The following is a 20,620-nucleotide window of genomic DNA, read 5'->3' on the forward strand; positions in this document are numbered from 1 at the left end:
AACGTGTTCCGTCGCCGCTCGGCGGTGCCGGTCTATCGACCCGACATCTACACGCGCGCCGCCATTCTCGACCCCTACCCGCACTATCGCGCCCTGCGCGAGCTGGGGCCGGTGGTCTGGCTGCCGCGCCAGCGTCTCTACGCCCTGCCCCGCTACGCCGAATGCAAGGCCACGTTACGCGACGACGGCGCCTACCTGTCCGGTCACGGCGTCGCGGCCAATCCGCTGACCAATCGGCTCTCCCGCGGCACGACGCTCAACAGCGACGGCGCCGAGCACGACCGGCGCCGCAAGCTCGTTGCCCACCGGTTGTTGCCGAGGGCGCTGCGCGCGCTCGGTGACGACGTCGAGGCTCAGGCCCGAGCCCTCGTCGACGACGCGGTGCGGCGGGGCACCGTGGACGGCGTCGACGATCTGGCCACCGCGCTCCCGCTGGCCGTCGTACCCGATCTGGTGGGATGGCCCCGTGAGGAGCGTGCGCATCTACTCGACTGGGGTGCAGCGACGTTCGACATCCTCGGCCCGGCCAATGTCCAGGCGCTCAAAGCGCTGCCGCGTAGCCTGCAGATGCTGCGCTTCGCTCGTCGAGTGGTGCGGGAACGCAACGTGCTGCCCGGCAGCATGGCCCACGAACTGCTGGCCGCTGTCGACGAAGGCACGCTGAGCGCCGACGAGGTGCCGCCGCTGCTCATCGACTACATCGCGCCGTCGCTCGACACCACGGTCAGCGCGATCTCCAGCGCGCTGCACCTGTTTGCCACCCATCCCGAGCAGTGGCAGCTGCTCAGAGAAGAACCGCAGCGGTTGGCCAATGCGGTCAACGAGGTGGTGCGCTTCGAATCGCCGCTGCGGGCATTCACGAGAAAAGCATTGAGCGAGAGAGACATCAGTGGCGTCAGGGTCCCGGGAGGCGCTCGCGTGCTGGTGCTGTACGCCTCGGCCAACCGTGACGAACGCGAATGGGATACCCCCGATGCGTTCGACATCCGCAACGACGCCGGCCGCCACGTCGGGTTCGGCAACGGCGCGCATGCCTGTGCCGGTCAGGGACTCGCCCGGCTGGAGACCACTGCGATGCTGCAGGCGCTGATCGACCGTGTGGAGCGCATCGAACTCGTCGGCGAACCCACCTGGGCGGTCAACAACATCATCCACCGCCACGAGCACCTGCCGGTGCGGCTCGTCCCCGCCTGACCCGCTGTCGGATGCTGCAGCCGAGATTGCGTTCAGGGTTGTCCGCGCGACCCTGAACGCAATCTCGCGCACAACACCCAGCAGAGGTGCATCCTGACTGCTGCCACGTCCGATGCCGGCGCCACCGTCGGGTCCGGCAGACTGGTCGCCGTGACGTCCCCGCAGTCGGCAGAAGTCGGCGGCAGGCGCAGCTTCCTGCCCGCCGTCGAAGGTCTGCGCGCCTGCGCGGCCATCGGCGTCGTCGTCACCCACGTGGCGTTCCAGACCGGGCACACGACCGGCGTCACGGGCCGGCTGCTCGGCCGTTTCGACCTGGCGGTCGCCGTGTTCTTCGCGCTGTCGGGCTTCCTGCTGTGGCGCGGCCACGCTGCCGCCGCCCGCGGGCTGCGAAAACGCCCGGCCACCGCCCACTACCTGCGATCCCGCTTCGTCCGGATCATGCCGGGCTACCTCGTCGCCGTCGTGGTGATCCTCACCCTGCTGCCGGACGCCAAGGCCGATGCCACGGTGTGGCTGTCCAATCTGACGCTGACCCAGATCTACGTGCCGCTGACGCTGACAGCCGGTCTGACCCAGATGTGGAGCCTGTCGGTGGAGGTCGCGTTCTACATCGCGCTGCCGTTCCTGGCTCTTCTGGTGCGCCGGGTCCCGGTGCGCGCCCGCATCCCGGTCATCGTCGCCGCCGCCGTCGCGAGCCTGTTCTGGGTGCGCATCCCGTTCGATCCCGACTCCGGACACAACCTGTGGAACTGGCCGCCGGCGTTCTTCTCCTGGTTCGCCGCGGGGATGGTGCTCGCCGAGCTGACCGTCTCGCCGGTGGGCCTGGCGCACCGCGTGGCGCGACACCGGGTGCTGACGGGCGGCATCGCGGTGGCCGCGTTCCTGGTGGCGGCCTCGCCGCTGGCCGGCAGGGAGGGTCTGCAGTTCGGAACGATCGGTCAGGTGACGATGAAAACGGCGATGGGCGCGATCGTCGCGGGCGCGCTGCTGGCGCCGCTGGTGCTCGATCGTCCCGACACCCCACACCGGCTGCTGGGGCATCCGGTCATGGTCACGTTGGGCCGCTGGTCCTACGGCTTGTTCGTGTGGCACCTGGCTGCGCTGGCGATGGTGTTCCCGATGCTGGGTGAGTTCGCGTTCAACGGACACTTCCTGCCGGTGCTGCTGCTGACCGTGGGCTTCGGGTTCGCGATCGCCGCCGTCAGCTACGCCCTGGTCGAATCACCGTGCCGCAATGCGTTGCGACGCTGGGAGCGGCGCAACGACCCCACGCCGCTGGACAGCGCGGTCGACGACGTCACCGAGCCTGCCGTCGCGAGATGACCTCGTCTCGCACCGCCGACCTGCGTGCCTTGCCCGCATCGTCGCGCAGCGGCCGATCCACGAACTCGATGGTGCGCGGCATCTTGTAGGGCGCGAGCCGCTCGGTGAGAAACGCCGTGACCTCGTCGGCGTTCAGCCCCGGCGCCTGCACCAGAACGTAGGGCACCTGACCCAGATCCTCGTCCGGGACGCCGACCGCGAGGCTGGACAGCACGCCGGGATGCTCGGCCAACGCCGACTCGATCTCCGCCGGGTAGACATTGCGGCCGCCGACGGTGAACATGTCGACGCGACGGTCGGTGAGGTAGAGGAAACCGTCGGTGTCGAAGTAGCCCAGATCGCCCAGCGACTCCCAGCCGTCGCGACTCTTGGCGGTGCTACCCACATACCGGTAGGTGGGCGCCGAACCCGGGTTGCGGCGCAGGTAGATCTCGCCGGGCACCCCGGGCGGGCAGTCGTTGCCGTCGTCGTCGAGCACCCGCATCGCCCCGGCGACCACCACCCCGACCGAGCCCGGATGCTGCAACCACTGCTCACCGTCGATGAACGTCAGCGCCTGTAACTCGGTGCCCCCGTACAGCTCCCAGACCGCCTGCGGCCCCAACAGATCGATCCACGCGCGCTTGACCGCCGGCGGGCACGGCGCCGCGAGATGCCAGAACCGGCGGATCGACGACAGGTCGTAGGCATCGGGGTTCTCCCGGTACACCGGTAGCAGACGCTGCATGATGGTCGGCACCGTGGTCAGGAAGGTCACCCGGTGCTCGGTGACCAGTCGCAGGAATTCCCCGGGCTCGAACCGCGGCATGACGACCAGGTGGTGTCCCTGCAGGAGGCCCACCGCGAAGGTCGTGAACCCGGTGTTGTGGCTGAGCGGCACCGAGATCAGCGAGACATCGCCGGGCTCGGCCCCCAGCGGGGTGCCGATCGCCGCGGGAATGCGGCTGTCGCCGCCGGACTCGATCAGCTTGGGTCGTCCGGTGCTGCCGCCCGAGGCCATCGACTTCCACACCGGTGACACCGCCTCCGGCAGAGGTGCATCCGAAAAGCCCTGCGCAACATCGATCGTCGTGTCGATCGTGACGCCGGTCGGGTCGGGTCGGCCGATCAGCACGGCCGGGCGGCGCAGTTGCAGCAGCGCAGCCAGCTCGGCGTCGGGTAGCCGAGCCGACAGCGGTTGAGGTACCGCGCCCAGCTTCCAGCAGGCCAGCACCGCATAGACCCAATCCAGCGAGTTCGGCAGCACGATCGTCACGTAGTCGCCGATGCCGACACCCATCGATGCCAGACCGCGCGCCAGCCGGTTGGTGGCCGCGTCGAGGTCGGCCCGGGAGATGGTGACCCCGGCGCATGTCACGGCGGGCGCATCCGGTTCCTGGGCGGCGAGCGCCGAGACCTGGGTACTGATCGGGGGGACGGCAGAGCTCATGTCAGGCATTGTGCGGGGCGGACGTGTCCCCGGGGCGGGGAACCGCGGAGACCGCGACGGCCACGACGGAGAGCAACGCCAGGAACTGCACCCACGGCGAGTGGCCGACGTACCCGTCGACCGAGCGCCACGGGTGCGTGCTGAGCACCGCGCCCGCCAGCGTCAGGCCGCCGGCGGCCGCCGCGACGGTGACCTTGTCCCAGAATGACTCTCGGCCTCGCAGCAGGAAGCGCGCGGTGAACGCGCCCGCCATCACAACGGCGCCGACAGGACCTGCGATCACCGTCGCGGCCACCGTGGCGCCGATCCCGACGGCGACCAGGCCCGGTGACCACGGTTGCGCGGGCGGGCCCGGTGCCCTGCGTCGACGCACCGGGACGAGAGCCAGCGCGGCCAGGAGCGGCAGCAACGCCAGCCCGCCGACCAGACCGGCCCGGTACGGGGTGTTGGCGGTGAACTCCAGCGTCACCGCACCGCCGGCGCCCGGCGGCAGTAGCCAGCCCTGCTGCCATCCGTTGACGGTGATGGCGCGCAGCGTCGTTCCGTCCGGTCCGCGAGCCGACCAGCCGGGGTTGATGCTCTCGGGCACCACGAGGACCCGTTCCCGGTCCGACGGCGCGACGCCTACCTGCCGGCGATCGTTGGCCCAGTGCTCGGTGTCGACGGATTGCTCTGCCGCGGAGCGTATCTCGCCGGATTGCGGCGTAGCGAGCGCGACGCCGTCGACGACGAGAGCGGGACCGGGGCTGATCACCAGCTCCTGCTGTCCGGCGGGTAGCGCGATGGGTTCGGTGCGACAGGGCTGCGCCGGTATGGGGGCGTCCGTGAGCAGGGCGCCGACGGTGGTGCGGACGGAAGTCTGGATGAACTGTCCGGCGACGGCGATGATCGGGCCCTGGCCGCACCCGAGCGTCACGGCGCGGCTGCGGTTGGCGGTCGCATCGGCGGCACCGATCGGCCGGCCCCGCGGATCCAGGGCGACGACCTCCGCCAGACCCGGCGGCTTGAGCTGATCGAAGCCCAGTGCGGTGCGGTCGATCACGTCGTGCCAGTCGAGAAGGGAGATCGTGATCGTATCGGTCACCTGAGTTTTCAGCCGCAGCGTCTCGGTGCCGTCGGTGAGGCGACGCACTTCGGGTCCGCCGCCCAGGTCGACGGCGATCAACGTCGGGTGCGCCGGCAGCGTCGATTCGCTCGGCGTCACCCGCAGAGACGAAACGGGCTGTGCTGAGGGCAGTTTCAGCACCAGGGTGGCGGGGGAGCGGGGTTGGGTCACCCGCTGAGGTGCTGTCCAGGAGGTAGTGGGATCACCGTCGGTGGCCGCGTACGCCGAACCCTGTACGTCGATCAGGTCGGAGTCGCCCCCGGCGCGGGTGGTGTCCGGCTCGGCGATCAGGTCGGCGAGTTTCGGACCCTGGCGGGCCCGCACCCATACCGTCGGCGTGACCTCTGTCGGGCTCGGCACCGTGAGCGTGCGGCTCAGGTTGACCGGCTCCTCGGAGGCCAGCGCCATCGCGGCTGCGCACCGCAGGCCGGTGCCGGTCGCGGCGCAGCCTAGACGGCCCAGCAGTTCCGTACCCAGATCCCATTGCGCCACAGCGGAACCAGCCGGTGGACCGGGCACCTCGACGGTGTGGCGCAGGTTGACCGGATGGGCGAAGCCATTCGCGTCGTACTGGGTGACCGACAGGTCGGTGATGCCGAACTGCACGCCAGGGGACCCGTCGTCGGTGGCGACGGCGGTGATCCGCACCCACGGCGATTCGCCGTACGGCAGCGCGACGGTCAGGGGCTTGCCCGGCTCGTCGAACCGCACGGTGCTGGTGCCGGTCACCGTCGACACCTCGACCCGGCGGACCTGCGCGCCCAGCGCGGTGGCGCTCGGGGTCAACGTCAGGGTCGCGTTGGTGACCGGATGGTCGAAGTCGATCTGCAGCCACTGCCCGATCGCGCTCTGCAGCGAATTGGACACCCAGCTGGTCGACGAGTCGCCGTCGATCGCCGCGGGCGGTGCCGTGGCCGGTGAGACATTGGGTAGCGCAGTGGAATCCGAGGCCGCGCTCGACACCGTGATCCGGCCGCCGGCCCACGCCCCCTCGACAGGCGTGGCGCCCCGCGACGGGTAATCGGGCACCCGATTGAAGGTGTTCCGGGCATCGCCGGGGGCGCGGACCGCCGAGCTGTGGTCGTCGACCCGCCCGTAGTCGGTCTCCCGCGCCATCGGAGTGTCGGTGACCGTGACGAGCGGGGCCGTCAACCCGGCGCGCAGCGCATCCTGGGTCAGCAGGGCCGGCCCGAGCGGGGGCCGGCCGGTCAGGCGACGTCGCTCGTCGAGGCGCAGTAGTGATTCCGGGGCACCGTCGACGCGCGGCATGGCGTCGGCGTCGACGACGTAGGGTGCCATCGCGTCCGGCGGCCCCGCGACGCGGTAGATCTCGACGGCCGGATAGCGGGGCCGCAACCCGCTGTCGGTGATGAAGCCCTCCAGGGTGCCCGGACCCACCGGGTCGCCGAACTCGGCGACCTTGGTCAACCCAGGGGAGCCGTCGATGGCGCGGTGCACCAGGATCGGGCGCGCCGACCGGCTGTCCTGATCCAGGTCGTTGCGTACCACCACATACGAAATGCCCTGTCGGGCAAGGGTGTCGGCGAGGCCCGCCGACGGCCGGCCGGCGGCGAAGAGTCGCTGCACCGAATCGAGTGCCCGGATCGTCTCCGGCGGTGTCAGCGGGATGGAGTCGCGCACCCCCCACGCGCTGTCGCCGAGCACCTGCAGCGGCTCGTCGTGGCTGTTGCCCCACACCTGCGTGGCGAACGGCGCGCCCGGGGCGACCAGGACTCGGCCCCCGGCGTCGTGGTCGTCTAGCCATGCCGCCGTGTCGTGCCAGTACTGAGGGATGGCGTCGAAGGTCCCCGCCGGCGTCAGCCGACCCGTCCACGCCAGCGACGTCGCCGCGACCAGCGCCGCCAGCACCGCGACACCGACGGCGACCCGCTTGTCGTCCTCCGGGTGGGCGAACGCGCGCCGCCACACCGGCCGCGGCACGCTGCCCGGCAGCGGAATCCGCCCCAGCAGGTGTGCGATCCCGAGCGCGAGGGGCAGCCGCAGCAATGGCTCGAGCTTGTGCAGGTTGCGCAGCGGGGTGCCGTCGCCGTCGAGGAACGCCTGCACCTGCAGTGCGATCGGCGAACCGAGCCCGCCCGAATACCCGGCGGCCAGCAGGACCACGCCGACCAGCAACATGGTCACCAGCCGCCCCCTGGCCGGCATGCTGCGCAACGCCAGGCCCGCCAGGCCAGCCGCCGCGACCAGAGTCGTCGCCAGCACCGCCGCCGAACCCGTCACCAGCGTCGACCCCGCGGTCGCGGTCGGCGCCACGTACGGGGTCCACGCGCCCGTGCCGCGCAGCATCTCGGTCAGCGACATCCACTGGGTCGTCACCCCCGACGACTCGATGAAGTCGAGGAACGGCGGGCTGATGCGGCCCAGCTGCAACAGCGCGACCACCCACCACGCCACCGCGAGCGCCACGCACGGCAGCCACCACGCCACGAATCGCCGCCACGTCGGCCCCGGCCGATGGCACGCCAGCCACACCACGGCGCACAGGCACGCGGTCAACGTCGCGACCGCGTTGACCGCGCCCATCAACGCGACCGCCAGCGCCGAGCGGGCCGCCAACAGACGCACCCGCGGATCGCCTTGAAGAGCAAGGATGATCGGCAGCAGCACCCACGGCGCCAGCATCATCGGCAGCGTTTCCGACGAGATCGCCCCGATCGTCGTCAGCACCCGCGGCGACAGCGCGAACGCCAGCGCGGCGATCACCCGTGAGGTCGTCGTGCCGATCCCCAGGGCTTCGGCGACGCGCAGCAGCCCCCAGAACCCGGCGACCAGCAGCAGCGCCCACCACAGCCGCTGGGTGATCCACCCCGGCACCCCGAGCAGGTCGCCGGCGAGGAAGAACGTGCCGTGCGGGAACAGATAGCCGTACGCCTGGTTCTGTGCCTGCCCGAAAGGCAGCTCGCTGTTCCACAGCGTGAACGCCCGCGTCAGGAAACGCAGCGGATTGGCGGTGAGATCGAGCTTGGTGTCCGGAGAGACCTGGCCGGGGGACTGGGCGAACGTCAGGACCAGCGCCGCGACAGCGGCCACCCACAACCAGCGCCGCGACAGCGGCTGGGTTGTCGGCTCAGCTACGGTCGCCGTACTCGACCCTGTTGAGCACCGAGGACGCAGGATCGCCCGCCTGCAGAGGGGGCCTGGTGTCCTGCTGGACCATCAGCGTGACCCCGAACACGGCCGCCGCGCCCAACAGCAGGCCGACGACGACGCTCGCCGCCGCAGGTACCACGAACCGATCCATGGGCCACAAACTAGCACGGGCAGCTCTACAGCTCCGGGGGCACGATGAGCACCCGACAGGCTCCTCCTCGCAAGTGTTGCCCCTCAGACTATGGCTGGGGCGCACCTTGCGGTTAGGGTCGAGTCCCATGGTTGTTTCGAGAAGCGCGTTCAGGGCCGTGACCGGGATGCTCGCGACGTCGGTGCTGCTGGCCGGGTGCGCCTCCTCGGACCCCAACCCGCCGTCTGATTCCCCCACCGCCGCGACCATCGCCCAGGCCGCCGGTCCGATGCCCGGCACCGCGCCGGCGCCGCAGGCACCCGCGCTGGCGTGTGGTGATCCCGCCGCGGCGGTCGCCACCATGTCGGTCCGCGACAAGCTGGCCCAGCTGCTGATGGTCGGCGTGACCGGCGCGGCCGACGCCCGCGCCGTGGTCGACAGCCAACACGTCGGCGGCATCATGGTCGGCAGCTGGACCGATCTGTCGATGCTCTCCGACGGCTCACTCGCCGACATCGCCGCCAACGCCGGACCGCTGCCTTTGGCGGTCAGCGTGGACGAGGAGGGCGGCCGGGTGTCCCGGCTCGCCAAGGTGATCGGCAGTCAGCCCGCCCCGCGGACGCTGGCCGCGACCGAGACGCCCGAGCAGGTCTACCAGATCGCCCTCGACCGCGGACGCAAGATGCGCGGGCTGGGCTTCACCGTCGACTTCGCGCCCGTCGTCGACGTCACCGACGCCCCCGATGACACCGTGATCGGCGACCGCTCCTTCGGCGCGGACCCCGCGACCGTCACCGACTACGCCGGCGCCTACGCGCGCGGGTTGCGCGACGCGGGATTGCTGCCGGTGCTCAAGCACTTCCCGGGCCACGGCCACGGCTCCGGTGACTCGCACGCGGGCAGCGTGGTCACGCCGCCGCTGGCGGATCTGCAGGCCAACGACCTGGTGCCCTATCGGACGTTGACGACACAGGGCCCGGTTGCCGTGATGGTCGGCCACATGGAGGTGCCGGGCCTGACGGGCAGCGAACCGGCCAGCCTGAGCCCTGCCGCCTACGCCCTGCTGCGCTCGGGTGACTACGGCGGTCCGCCGTTCGGTGGCGTGGTCTTCACCGACGACCTGTCCAGCATGAAGGCCATCTCCGACCGGTTCGGTGTCGCCGACGCCGTGTTGCGGTCTCTGCAGGCCGGCGCGGACGTGGCCCTGTGGATCACCACGGGCGAGGTGCCCGCCGTGCTCGACCGGCTGGAGAAGGCCGTCGCGGCAGGGGAACTGTCCCAGCAGGCGGTCGACGCGTCGGTCACCAGACTGGCCGCGATGAAGGGGCCTTCACCGCGCTGCGGCGGCTGATTCGTCAGCCAGTGCTTACCCTGTGTTGGTAAGCACGTCGGCGGAAATTCGGAGAAAGGCGCGTCATGGCAGGTGGTACCAAGCGCTTGCCCCGCGCCGTCCGCGAGCAGCAGATGCTCGATGCGGCCGTGCAGATCTTCTCGGTGAACGGATACCACGAGACGTCGATGGACGCGATCGCCGCCGAGGCGCAGATCAGCAAGCCCATGCTGTACCTGTACTACGGCTCCAAGGAGGAGCTGTTCGGTGCGTGCCTGGATCGCGAGCTAGGCCGGTTCGTCGACGAGGTGCGCGACAAGATCGACTTCACCGATCCGCCCAAGGAGCTGCTCCGCAGCGCGGTGCTGGCGTTCCTCAAGTACATCGACGAGAACCGCTCGTCGTGGATGGTGCTCTACACCCAGGCGACCAGTTCGCAGCGCTTCGCCCACACCGTGCGCGAGGGGCGCGAGCGGATCATCGAACTGGTCGGCCGGCTGTTGCGCTCCGGCACCCGATTCCCCGGGCCCGACACCGATTTCGACATGATGGCCGTCGCGCTCGTGGGTGCCGGCGAGGCCGTGGCCTCGCGGGTGAGCACCGGCGACGCCGACGTCGACGAGGCCGCGGCACTGATGATCGACCTGTTCTGGCTGGGCCTCAAGGGTGCCCCGGCACCGTCGGAGGCGCCATCCGACTCCGAAGCTGTCTCGCAGGCCTGACCCCGTCAGGCCGGCGTGACCGTGCCCGTCAGGTGCGGATGCCCCTTGGTCAGATGCCGCAGCGTCAACTCCCACCCGTCGCCGTGCCGGTCCACGTACAGCCCGGCCTTGGCCGGCAGCACGACGGGTTTGGCGAACTTCACCGAATAGTTGACCGCGTCGGGGAGCTGGCCCTCGATGTTCGCCAGAACTGCTGCGGCGCTGAACATTCCGTGTGCGATGACGGTCGGGAAGCCGAACAGTTTGGCCGCGACGGCGTTGGTGTGGATCGGATTGTGATCCCCGCCCACCGACGCGTAGTGCCGGATCTGACCGGGCGTCATCGACAGCACCGCGTTGGGGGGACCCAACTTCGGCTGCTTGGCCGGCGGCGGCTTCGGCTCGTCGGACAGGCTGGTGCGCTGCTGGTGCAGGAACGTGGTCACTTGATGCCAGGCCGTCTCGTTGCCGACCTTGACGTCGGTGATCACGTCGACCAGCAGCCCGCGCCGATGCTCCCGCATGTTCTCGGCGTGCACCGCCGCCGACACGGTGTCGGTCACCGCGATCGGGCGGTACTGCGTGATGTGGTTCTCCACGTGCACCGAACCCATGGCGGCGAACGGGAAGTCGAATCCGGTGATCAGTGCCATCACCGTCGGGAACGTCAGCGCGAACGGATAGGTCAGCGGCACCGTGTTAGCGAACCGCAGCCCGGTGACGTTCGCGTAGGCCGACACGTGAGCGGGGTCGATGCTCACCTCGTCGACCGTCAGCCGACGCTCGGGCAGAGTGTTCCCGCGCGGGACGAACGGCAGCGCGCCCGCGGCGGCCAGAACCAGGTTGCGCAGCCCCGAAGGCTGCCCGCCCTCGCTCATGCGCCCAGCAGTGCTTGGCCGCACACGCGGATCGTGTTGCCCGTCACGGCATTCGACGCCGGGCTCGCGAAATAGGCGATGGCTTCGGCGACGTCCACGGGCTGACCACCCTGGAACAGCGAGTTGAGCCTGCGTCCCACCTCACGGGTGGCCAGCGGGATCGCGTCGGTCATCTTGGTCTCAATGAACCCGGGCGCGATCGCGTTGATCGTGATGTTCTTCTCGCCGAACTGCGGGGCCAGCGCGTCGGTCAGGCCGATCATGCCGGCCTTGGTGGCGGCGTAGTTCGTCTGCCCGCGGTTGCCTGCGATGCCGGCCATCGAGGAGAGCCCGACGACGCGGCCGCCCTCGCCGATCGTGCCGTTGCCGACCAAGCCCTCGGCCAGGCGAAGCGGGGCAAGCAGATTCACCGCGATCACCGAGTCCCACCGGCCCTCGTCCATGTTGGCCAGCAGCTTGTCCCGGGTGATACCGGCGTTGTTGACCAGGATGTCGAGCGTGCCGCCGTAGTGCTCCTTGACGTGCTCGGTGATGCGGTCCACGGCGTCGGCGGCGGTGACGTCGAGCGTCAGCGCCGTGCCGCCGATCTTGGTGGCCAGTTCAGCGAGTGGCTCGGCAGCCCCCTCGATGTCCACGGCGATGACCTTCGCCCCGTCCCGCGCGAACACCTCGGCGATCGTCGCGCCGATTCCGCGGGCGGCACCGGTGACCACCGCGACCTTGCCGTCGAGCGGCTTGTCCCAGTCGGCGGGCGGGGTGGCGTCGGCCGCGCCGACCCGGAACACCTGTGCGTCCACGTAGGCCGACTTCCCCGACAGCAGGAAGCGCAGCGTCGACTCGAGGCCGGTGGCCGCGGGCTTGGCGTCCGGGTGCAGGTAGACCAGGCCGATGGTGGCGCCGTTGCGCAGCTCCTTGCCCAGCGAACGGGTGAAACCCTCCAGCGCGCGCTGGCAGGTCCGCTCGTGCACGTCGCTGATCTCTTCCGGAGTCGTGCCGATGACGACGACCCGGCCCGAGTGACCCAGGTTCCGAAGCAGCGGGGTGAAGAACTCGTAGAGGGCCTTGAGTCCTTCCGGCTGGGTGATGCCGGTGGCGTCGAAGACCAGACCGCCGAATTTGTCCGCCCAGCGACCGCCGAGATTGTTCACCACGAGGTCGTAGTCCTCGGCCAGCGCGGCGCGCAGCGGCTCGACCACGCGGCCCTCCCCGCCGATCAGCAGAGCGCCCGCCAGCGGCGGCTCGCCGGCCTTGTAGCGGCGCAGCGGTTCGGGCTGCGGCACGCCCAGTTGCTTGGCCAGGAAGGACCCCGGTCCGGAGTTGACGACTTGGGAAAGAAGATCGGAAGCCACGGCGCAACCTTTCGAGAATGCGGGTACATGTCGTTCGACGGGTGGGGATTACCCAGCACTGTCGTATCCATCACGAACTTACTCCAGAGTAAGAACGGTGGGTAGTATGACCCTCGACACCTAACATCCTCGCGACGCCGGGAGGCAACGTGGCCGACAGCAAGACAACCCGACGGGTAGCCATCCTCGGAGGCAACCGAATCCCGTTCGCGCGCTCGGACGGCGCGTACGCGAACGCGTCCAACCAGGACATGTTCACCGCCGTCCTCGACGGCCTGGCCGAGCGGTTCGACCTCAAGGGCCAGGCACTGGACGCAGTGATCGGCGGCGCGGTGCTCAAGCACAGCCGCGACTTCAACCTGATGCGCGAATGCGTGCTGGGCAGCTCGCTGTCCTCCTACACGCCCGCGTTCGACCTGCAGCAGGCCTGCGGCACCGGCCTGCAGGCCGCGATCGCCGCCGCGGACGGCGTCGCGGCCGGCCGCTACGAGGTGGCTGCCGCGGGCGGTGTGGACACCGCTTCCGACGCACCGATCGCCCTCGGCGACGACCTGCGCTCGGTGCTGCTGAGCCTGCGCCGGGCCAAGTCGAACGTCGACCGCCTCAAGCTGGTGGGCAAGCTGCCCGCCGCGGTGGGCATCGAGATCCCCGTCAACAGTGAGCCGCGCACCGGCATGTCGATGGGTGAGCACGCCGCGGTGACCGCCAAGGAGATGGGCGTCAAGCGCGTCGACCAGGACGAGCTGGCCGCTGCGAGCCACCGCAACATGGCGGCCGCCTACGATCGCGGCTTCTTCGACGACCTGGTCAGCCCGTTCCTCGGGCTCTACCGAGACAACAACCTGCGGCCCGACTCGTCACCCGAGAAGCTCGCCAAGCTCAAGCCCGTCTTCGGCGTTCGCAACGGCGACGCGACGATGACGGCCGGCAACTCCACCCCGCTGACCGACGGCGCGTCGGTGGCGCTGCTGGCGTCGGAGGACTGGGCCGCGGCGCGGAACATCCCGGTGCTGGCCTACTTCGTCGACGGCCAGACGGCCGCGGTCGACTACGTCAACGGCCGCGACGGCCTGCTGATGGCCCCGACGTACGCGGTGCCGAAGCTGCTGGCCCGTAACGGGCTGACGCTGCAGGACTTCGACTTCTACGAGATCCACGAGGCGTTCGCGTCGGTGGTGCTGGCCACGCTGGCGGCCTGGGAGTCGGAGGAGTACTGCAAGGAGCGGCTCGGCCTGGACGCTGCGCTGGGCTCCATCGACCGCTCGAAGCTCAACGTCAACGGCTCCTCGTTGGCGGCCGGGCATCCGTTCGCGGCGACCGGTGGGCGCATCGTGGCGCAGCTCGCCAAGCAGCTCGCGGAGAAAAAGAAGGAGACGGGCGAACCGGTCCGTGGCCTGATCTCGGTGTGTGCCGCGGGCGGCCAGGGTGTGACGGCGATCCTGGAGGCCTAGCCGGGGCTGGATGCGCGGCCGTCGAGCCACTCGGCGATCGCGGCGACGGCGTCGCGGAAGAAGATGCGGTAGGGCCGGTCGGCCACGTAGCCGATGTGCGGCGTGGCCGTCACGGTGGGCATCGTGCGTAGCGGGTGTCCCGCGGGCAGCGGCTCGGTGTCGAAGACGTCGAGACCGGCGCCGGCGATGACACCCGAGCCCAGCGCGTCGATCAGTGCTGCTTCGTCGACGATCGGTCCGCGCGAGGTGTTGATCAGCAGGGCAGTCGGCTTCATCGCGGCCAGTTCAGCGGCGCCGATCAGCCCGCGGGAGCGTTCGCTGAGCCGCAGATGCACGGTCAGTACGTCGGCGGCGGCGAAGAACTGGTTGCGCGGCAGGTAGCGCACGCCTGCCGCGGCCGCGGCGTCGGCGGTGAGGTTCTGACTCCACGCCACCACGTCCATGCCGAAGGCCGCCCCGATGCGGGCGACCCGGGACCCGATCCGCCCTAGGCCGAGCACGCCCAGCACCCGGCGATCGAGCTCGGTTCCGACCGTCGTCTGCCACCCGCCGTCGGCGATCGACCGGCTCTCTGCGACCAGGTGCCGCGACGTCGCGAGGATCAGCGCCCAGGTCAGTTCCACGGTCGACGCCACGCTGCCGCCGGTATCGCTGACGTGAATGCCCAGCTCCTGGGCTGCCGCCATGTCGATCGACGCATTGGCCGGACCGGTCGACGCGATCATCGTCAGGCGGGGCAGTCGCTCGAGGACCGTGCGCGGCAGCGGTGTGCGTTCGCGCATCACGAAGATCACGTCGAACGGTGCGAGCCGCGCCACCAGCTCGTCCTCGTCGGACAGGTGATCGGAGAAGGTGGTGACGTCGGCGCGTGCAGTGACCGGTGACCAGTTGGCCGAGCTCAGCGCGACGCCCTGGTAGTCGTCGAGGACGGCGATGCGGGTCCGCGGGCTGCTCTCCGGGGTGCTCATCCTGCGACGATAAGCCCGCGAAAAGTTTTTTCCCGGCGCTGTAACGCCCGGGCGCGAGTCGTCGATACACCTGATAGCTCCGTGTTGCCGTCTGACCCCCCGACCCGACGGCAACACGGGGCTCTTACATTTTGAGCATGCAGATCAGCATGTTCGGACAGCTCAGCGGACTCGGCAGCGGATCGCCGATCGACGCCACCATCGCTCACCTCGCGCAGCTGCGCGACGAGGGTTTCGGCCGCATCTGGATGAGCCAGTTGCCGCACGAGCCCGACCTCCTGACCATCCTGGCCATCGCTCTGCGGGAGGTCGACACGATCGGGGCGGCCAGCGGCGTCATCCCGATCCAGAATCAGCACCCCATGCACATGGCGCAGGCCGCGCTGACCACGAGCCTCGCCTCCGGCGGCCGCTTCACGCTCGGCCTCGGCATGACCCACGCGGCCGTCACCGAGGGCATGTGGGGCATCCCGTGGGACAAGCCGGTGCGTCGGATGAACGAGTATCTCGACGGGCTGCTGCCGCTTCTGGCCGGAGAGCACGCCTCCGCGTCGGGTGAGACCGTGACGACGCGCGGGGATCTGGTGATCCCCGGCGCGCCGCGGCCCGAGGTGTTCATCGCCGCGCTGGGGCCGCAGATGCTGCGGCTGGCGGGCCGGCGGACGTCGGGGACGTGCACCTGGATGACGGGACCGGCGACGCTGCGCGGGCACGTCAGCCCGACGCTGCGCCAGGCGGCCGCCGACGCCGGCCGGCCCGAGGATGCGGTGCGTGTGGTCGCGGCGTTGCCGATCGCGGTCACCGACGACGTGGACGCGCTGCGCGCCCAAGCCGGCGAGCAGTTCGCGATCTACGGCTCGTTGCCGTCCTACCGGGCGATGCTCGATCGCGAGGGCTACGCAGGGCCGCAGGACGCCGCGATCATCGGCGACGAGGCGACGGTGCGTGACCGGCTCGCGGAGCTCGAGGCCGCCGGCGTCGACGAGTTCGTCGCGGCAACCTTCGACCCGTCCGAGGATGGCCGAGCGCGCACCCGCGCCTTCCTCCGCTCCGAGGGCTGAGTTTTTCCGGCGTGCTTCGCGGGGCCCCACGCGCAAAGCAAGACGCCCCCGGGAAGAGTCCGGGGGCGTCTCGTGGGTGAAGCGGTCTAGAAGGCCGCTTCGTCCAGCTCCATGATCTCGTTGTCGAGGTTGTCGACGATCGCGCGGGTGCTGGTCAGCATCGGCAGCATGTTCTTCGCGAAGAACGACGCCACCGCGAGCTTGCCCTCGTAGAAGGCGCGCTCGTCACCGGAGGCACCGGCGTCGAGCTTCTCGATCGCGACCGCGGCCTGACGCTGCAGCAGCCAGCCGATCATCAGGTCGCCGACGCTCATCAGGAAGCGCACCGAGCCGAGGCCCACCTTGTAGATGCTCGCGGCGTCGTCCTGGGCGGCCATCAGGTAGCCGGTCAGCGACGCGGCCATGCCCTGCACGTCCTCCAGCGCGGTCGCCAGCAGCGCACGCTCAGCCTTGAGGCGGCCGTTGCCGGTCTCCGACTTCACGAACTGCTCGATCTGGCCGGCGACGTGCGCAAGCGCCACACCCTTGTCGCGGACGATCTTGCGGAAGAAGAAGTCCTGCGCCTGGATGGCGGTGGTGCCTTCATAGAGCGAGTCGATCTTGGCGTCGCGGATGTACTGCTCGACCGGGTAGTCCTGCAGGAAGCCCGAACCACCGAAGGTCTGCAGCGACTCGGTGAGCTTGGCGTAGGCCTGCTCCGAGCCGACACCCTTGACGATCGGCAGCATGAGGTCGTTGACCTTGACGGCCAACTCCGGCTCGATGCCGTGGATGGTCTTGGCCACCTCGGCGTCCTGGTGGGTGGCGGTGAACAGGTACAGCGCGCGCAGGCCCTCGGCGTAGGCCTTCTGGGTCATCAGCGAGCGACGCACGTCCGGGTGGTGCGTGATGGTCACGCGCGGCGCGGTCTTGTCCGTCATCTGGGTCAGGTCGGCACCCTGCACGCGCGACTTCGCGTACTCGAGCGCGTTCAGGTAACCGGTCGACAGCGTGGCGATGGCCTTGGTGCCCACCATCATTCGGGCCTGCTCGATGACGTCGAACATCTGCGCGATGCCGTCGTGCACCTCGCCGACGAGCCAGCCGACGGCGGGGGTGCCGTGCTGGCCGAGCGAGAGCTCACAGGTGGCCGAGACCTTCAGGCCCATCTTGTGCTCGACGTTGGTGACGAAGACGCCGTTGCGCTCGCCGGGCTCACCGGTCTCGGGGTCGAAGTGGAACTTCGGCACGAAGAACAGCGACAGACCCTTGGTGCCCGGTCCGGCGCCCTCGGGGCGGGCCAGCACCAGATGCATGATGTTCTCGAACAGGTCGTCCGAATCGGCCGAGGTGATGAAGCGCTTCACCCCGTCGATGTGCCAGGTGCCATCGGCCTGCTGAACGGCCTTGGTGCGGCCGGCGCCGACATCGGAACCGGCATCCGGCTCGGTCAGCACCATGGTCGAGCCCCAGCCACGCTCGGCGGCCAGCATGGCCCACTTCTTCTGCTCCTCGGTGCCGAGGTGGTAGAAGATGTCGGCGAATCCGGCGCCCATCGCGTACATGTAGACGGCGGGGTTGGCGCCCAGGATGTGCTCCTGCAGGGCCCAGGACAGCGCGCTGGGCATCGGCGTTCCGCCGAGCTCCTCGCTGACCGAGAGCTTGTCCCAGCCACCCTCGACGACGGCGCGAACCGACTTCTTGAAGGCCTCGGGCAGCGTCACGGTGTGGGTCTTGGGGTCGAACACCGGCGGGTTGCGGTCACCCTCCTCGAAGGAGGCTGCGACCGGGCCCTCGGCGAGCTTGGCGATCTCGCCAAGCATGTCGACGGCGGTCTCGACGTCGAGGTCGGCGTATGAGCCCTGGCCCAGCGCCTTGTCGAGTCCGAGTACCTCGAACAGGTTGAACACCTGGTCACGAACATTGCTCTTGTAGTGGCCCACTTTTCCTCCTCGTCGAGAACGCCACATGCGGTTGGGTACTCACGGCTAAGTTACCCACCAGTAACTGCGCGCTACTATACCGTCCGGTAACTTCAACGCAAGATCACTGTGAGCAATTTCTGCCCAGCGACCAACCCAGCAGTTGGCCGGGCCCGGTTTTCGGCCTGAAATCTGCCTCTGAGCAGGCGATATGCGACCCTGTGATGATTGTCACGTTTGGTTGTCTAGGGTGTGAACCATGGCGTCCAGCATCGGTGTCGCGGTATGGGGAACGGGCAACATGGGAGCGACGGCGATCCGCTCGCTGACCGCGTTTCCCGGGTTGCGGTTGACGGCGGTGCTCACGTCGTCGGACGACAAGGCCGGCCGGGATGCGGCGACGTTCGCCGGTCTGGACGCACCGACGGGGATCGAGGCGACCACCGACGTCGAGACGGTGCTCGCCGCTGCCGACGCGGTGGCCTACATGGCCTCCGGTGACATCCGGCCCGACGACGCGGTCGCCGACATCGAACGATGCCTGCGGGCCGGCGCCCATGTGGTCACCCCGTCGCTGTACTCGCTCTACGACCCGGCGTCGGCCCCGCCGGAGTGGGTCCAGCGCCTGACCGCCGCCGCCGAGGAAGGCGGGGCATCCCTGCTGGTCAGCGGCGTCGACCCCGGCTGGGCCAATGATGCGCTGGCCGTGACGGCCGCCGGCCTGTGCACCCGCATCCGCACGATCACCTGCCAGGAGATCTTCGACTACTCGACTTATGACCAGCCGTACGCGGTGCGGGTGTCGTGCGGATTCGGCGGCCCGATGGACGAGACCCCGATGATGCTGCTGCCGTCGATTCCGACGATGGTCTGGGGCGGCAACATCCGGCTCATCGGCCGTGGGCTTGGATTGGAGATCGACGAGATCACCGAGGAGGTCGAGCGGCTACCCCTGGAGGACACCGTGGACACGGTGATGGGCCGGTTCGAGAAGGGCAGTCAGGGTGCGTTCTTCCTGCGGGTGATCGGCTGGGCCGGCGGGCAGCAGCGGGTGATCGTCGAACACATCACTCGTATCCACCCCTCCTGTGCGCCGGAGTGGCCGCAGCCCGATCAGGGGGTCGGCGATCACCGCGTGATCATCGACGGCGACCCGCAGCTGACCATCGTGACGAGGGCTGACGTGCCCGGCGGCACGCGCGCCGACGGCGGCAACACCACCGCGGCCAACCGTCTGCTGGGCGCGATCGGGTGGCTCGTCACGCAGAAACCGGGCATTCATGACGGGCTCGACGTCCCGCTCCATCCGCCTCTCGCGCCGGAGGTGGAGGCGACCCGCTGGGCCTGAGCTTTCGATCAGTGGCCGGCCAGACGCTTGTTGACCAGGCGGGTGAGCCACGCGGGGGAGAACCGCGCCCCGGCCGCCAACGCCTTGGCCTGGGTGCCGACCGGGAAGTGCACCTGCCGCAACACCTTTCGAGGCAGTGTCGGCTCGATCGCCGCCGCGATTCCTCCGGCGATGTCCTGCGCGGTCAGCCGGATACCGAGTGAGGTGGTGGTGCCGGTGCTGACGTCTTTGGTCATCGCGGTGTTCACGTACAGCGGCCACATGTCGATCACGCGGATGTCGTGGCGGCCCCACTCCAGGTTCAGCGCTTCGGTCATCGCACGGACGAAGAACTTGGTGGCGCTGTAGTTGGCCAGTTCGGCCTGCCCGTAGATCGCCGACGCCGAGCCCAGGTTGACCACCACGGCACCGGGGGTGCTCTTGAGGTACGGGAAGCCGGCATGCAGCCCGTTGACCACACCCTTGACGTTGACCTCGACCTCGCGGTGGTGCACCTCGAGCGGAATCTCCTCGAAGCGGCCGGCATTGAGCAGCCCCGCATTGTTGATCAGGACGTCGAGCCTGCCGCCGGCGGTCTCGTGGAACTCGGCCAGCCGGCGACCCACCTCCTCGGCGTCGGTGACGTCGAGGTGACCGACGACACCGCGGCCGCCCACCGCCTTCAGGTCGTTGTCGAGGATCGCGAGCCGCTCGTCGTCGATGTCGTAGGCGCCGACGAAGTAGCCGCGCTGGGCGAGGAGCAGTGCGGTGGCGCGACCGATGCCGGTCGCCCCGCCGGTGATGAAGACCGATCTGGTCATGCGTTGCTCCTTCTAGGAATTGAGTTGCCAGACAGCGAAATTGAGGCACAGCGCGAACGCCGACCATGCCAGGTAGGGAACGAGGAGCCAGCCGGCGAGCGCGCTGCGGCGGAAGAACAACACGACGGTGCCGATCAGGACCAGCACCAGCACGCTCAGTTCGGCGAACGCGATGCCACGCCAGCCCAGACCGAAGAACAGCGGTGTCCACGCCGCGTTGAGCAGCAGCTGAACCGCGTAGGCGACCAGAGCGGGACGGGTCTGCGACCACGGCCCGCTGCGCCACACCAGCCAGGCCGCGACAGCCATCATCGTGTACAGCAATGTCCACACCGGGCCGAACACCCACGACGGCGGCGCCCACGCCGGCTGCTGGAGCCGGGCGTAGTCCTCGGCGGAGGTGGCCGACGCGAGACCGCCCAGCGTCGACGCCACGACGACGGCCGCAACCGAGATCGCGAGCGCGATAACGTTTTTCGAGCGTGTGGGCTGATAACTGTCAACCATGGCGCTCCACCCTACCGGGCGGGTGTGCGCCGCC

General features: G+C 69.6%; 16 protein-coding genes. 7 read left to right on the forward strand and 9 right to left on the reverse strand.

The genetic code is table 11. The features are described 5' to 3' along the window. The first annotated feature begins 3 nt into the window (after nt 1–3). Together ACZ50N_RS01195 and ACZ50N_RS01200 are read left to right on the forward strand one after the other, a co-directional pair. On the forward strand, nt 4–1,194 hold the full coding sequence (locus tag ACZ50N_RS01195; RefSeq protein WP_464474402.1) for a cytochrome P450: 1,191 nt from the start codon (nt 4–6) through the stop codon (nt 1,192–1,194). Between the two features lie 150 nt (nt 1,195–1,344). Next, complete coding sequence (locus tag ACZ50N_RS01200; RefSeq protein ID WP_073683469.1) at nt 1,345–2,517, forward strand: acyltransferase family protein; 1,173 nt, start codon at nt 1,345–1,347, stop codon at nt 2,515–2,517. Here the strand turns inward: ACZ50N_RS01200 and ACZ50N_RS01205 are convergent. The 3 genes from ACZ50N_RS01205 to ACZ50N_RS01215 are packed head-to-tail and all read right to left on the reverse strand — an operon-like array spanning nt 2,492 to nt 8,313. Further along, nucleotides 2,492–3,946, reverse strand: coding sequence for an AMP-binding protein (locus ACZ50N_RS01205; protein WP_464474403.1), 1,455 nt, complete (start codon nt 3,944–3,946; stop codon nt 2,492–2,494). The two genes, ACZ50N_RS01200 and ACZ50N_RS01205, sit on opposite strands and share 26 nt — an antisense overlap. 1 nt (nt 3,947) lies before the next feature. Beyond that, the gene (locus ACZ50N_RS01210) at nt 3,948–8,123 is read right to left on the reverse strand and encodes an alpha-(1->3)-arabinofuranosyltransferase (RefSeq protein ID WP_464475744.1); all 4,176 of its coding nucleotides are present in this window, start codon (nt 8,121–8,123) and stop codon (nt 3,948–3,950) included. Nucleotides 8,124–8,139: 16 nt separating this feature from the next. Continuing rightward, on the reverse strand, nt 8,140–8,313 hold the full coding sequence (locus ACZ50N_RS01215; protein WP_073683466.1) for a DUF2613 domain-containing protein: 174 nt from the start codon (nt 8,311–8,313) through the stop codon (nt 8,140–8,142). A 127-nt stretch (nt 8,314–8,440) separates the two neighbouring features. On the opposite strand from ACZ50N_RS01215, the gene ACZ50N_RS01220 reads away from it, so the two are divergent. Both ACZ50N_RS01220 and ACZ50N_RS01225 read left to right on the forward strand, forming a co-directional pair. Continuing rightward, nucleotides 8,441–9,643 carry a glycoside hydrolase family 3 N-terminal domain-containing protein gene (locus ACZ50N_RS01220; protein WP_073683465.1) on the forward strand — a complete coding sequence of 401 codons (1,203 nt, stop codon included), beginning with the start codon at nt 8,441–8,443 and terminating at the stop codon, nt 9,641–9,643. Nucleotides 9,644–9,708: 65 nt separating this feature from the next. Continuing rightward, nucleotides 9,709–10,344: a TetR/AcrR family transcriptional regulator gene (locus tag ACZ50N_RS01225; protein ID WP_046365458.1), complete on the forward strand. Its 636-nt coding sequence runs from the start codon at nt 9,709–9,711 to the stop codon at nt 10,342–10,344. 5 nt (nt 10,345–10,349) lie between these two features. On the opposite strand, the gene ACZ50N_RS01230 is transcribed toward ACZ50N_RS01225, so the two are convergent. Both ACZ50N_RS01230 and ACZ50N_RS01235 read right to left on the reverse strand, forming a co-directional pair. Further along, nucleotides 10,350–11,201 (reverse strand): MaoC/PaaZ C-terminal domain-containing protein, encoded by an 852-nt coding sequence (locus ACZ50N_RS01230; RefSeq protein ID WP_046365457.1) that lies wholly within the window; start codon nt 11,199–11,201, stop codon nt 10,350–10,352. Continuing rightward, complete coding sequence (locus tag ACZ50N_RS01235; RefSeq protein ID WP_046365456.1) at nt 11,198–12,550, reverse strand: 3-oxoacyl-ACP reductase; 1,353 nt, start codon at nt 12,548–12,550, stop codon at nt 11,198–11,200. The genes ACZ50N_RS01230 and ACZ50N_RS01235 overlap by 4 nt, the downstream gene beginning before the upstream one ends. 149 nt (nt 12,551–12,699) lie before the next feature. Here ACZ50N_RS01235 and ACZ50N_RS01240 point away from each other — a divergent pair, with 149 nt between their 5' ends. Next, complete coding sequence (locus tag ACZ50N_RS01240; RefSeq protein ID WP_133412833.1) at nt 12,700–14,001, forward strand: acetyl-CoA C-acetyltransferase; 1,302 nt, start codon at nt 12,700–12,702, stop codon at nt 13,999–14,001. On the opposite strand, the gene ACZ50N_RS01245 is transcribed toward ACZ50N_RS01240, so the two are convergent. After that, nucleotides 13,998–14,969 carry a D-2-hydroxyacid dehydrogenase family protein gene (locus ACZ50N_RS01245; protein ID WP_464474404.1) on the reverse strand — a complete coding sequence of 324 codons (972 nt, stop codon included), beginning with the start codon at nt 14,967–14,969 and terminating at the stop codon, nt 13,998–14,000. The genes ACZ50N_RS01240 and ACZ50N_RS01245 overlap by 4 nt on opposite strands. 137 nt (nt 14,970–15,106) lie before the next feature. Here ACZ50N_RS01245 and ACZ50N_RS01250 point away from each other — a divergent pair, with 137 nt between their 5' ends. After that, nucleotides 15,107–16,030 (forward strand): TIGR03564 family F420-dependent LLM class oxidoreductase, encoded by a 924-nt coding sequence (locus tag ACZ50N_RS01250; protein WP_464474405.1) that lies wholly within the window; start codon nt 15,107–15,109, stop codon nt 16,028–16,030. Nucleotides 16,031–16,116: 86 nt separating this feature from the next. On the opposite strand, the gene ACZ50N_RS01255 is transcribed toward ACZ50N_RS01250, so the two are convergent. Further along, nucleotides 16,117–17,952, reverse strand: a complete 1,836-nt coding sequence (locus ACZ50N_RS01255) for an acyl-CoA dehydrogenase (protein ID WP_464469452.1) — start codon at nt 17,950–17,952, stop codon at nt 16,117–16,119. A gap of 238 nt (nt 17,953–18,190) precedes the next feature. Between ACZ50N_RS01255 and ACZ50N_RS01260 the strand changes: the two genes are divergently transcribed. Further along, nucleotides 18,191–19,279 (forward strand): NAD(P)H-dependent amine dehydrogenase family protein, encoded by a 1,089-nt coding sequence (locus tag ACZ50N_RS01260; protein WP_464474406.1) that lies wholly within the window; start codon nt 18,191–18,193, stop codon nt 19,277–19,279. Between the two features lie 8 nt (nt 19,280–19,287). Here ACZ50N_RS01260 and ACZ50N_RS01265 read toward each other — a convergent pair whose 3' ends face one another. Next, entirely contained in the window at nt 19,288–20,079 is a 792-nt protein-coding gene (locus tag ACZ50N_RS01265; protein WP_048421718.1) for an SDR family oxidoreductase, read from the reverse strand. Nucleotides 20,080–20,091: 12 nt separating this feature from the next. Further along, nucleotides 20,092–20,586 (reverse strand): TspO/MBR family protein, encoded by a 495-nt coding sequence (locus tag ACZ50N_RS01270; RefSeq protein WP_048421717.1) that lies wholly within the window; start codon nt 20,584–20,586, stop codon nt 20,092–20,094. Nucleotides 20,587–20,620: the final 34 nt, after the last annotated feature.

This window comes from Mycolicibacterium obuense (genome assembly GCF_055397605.1).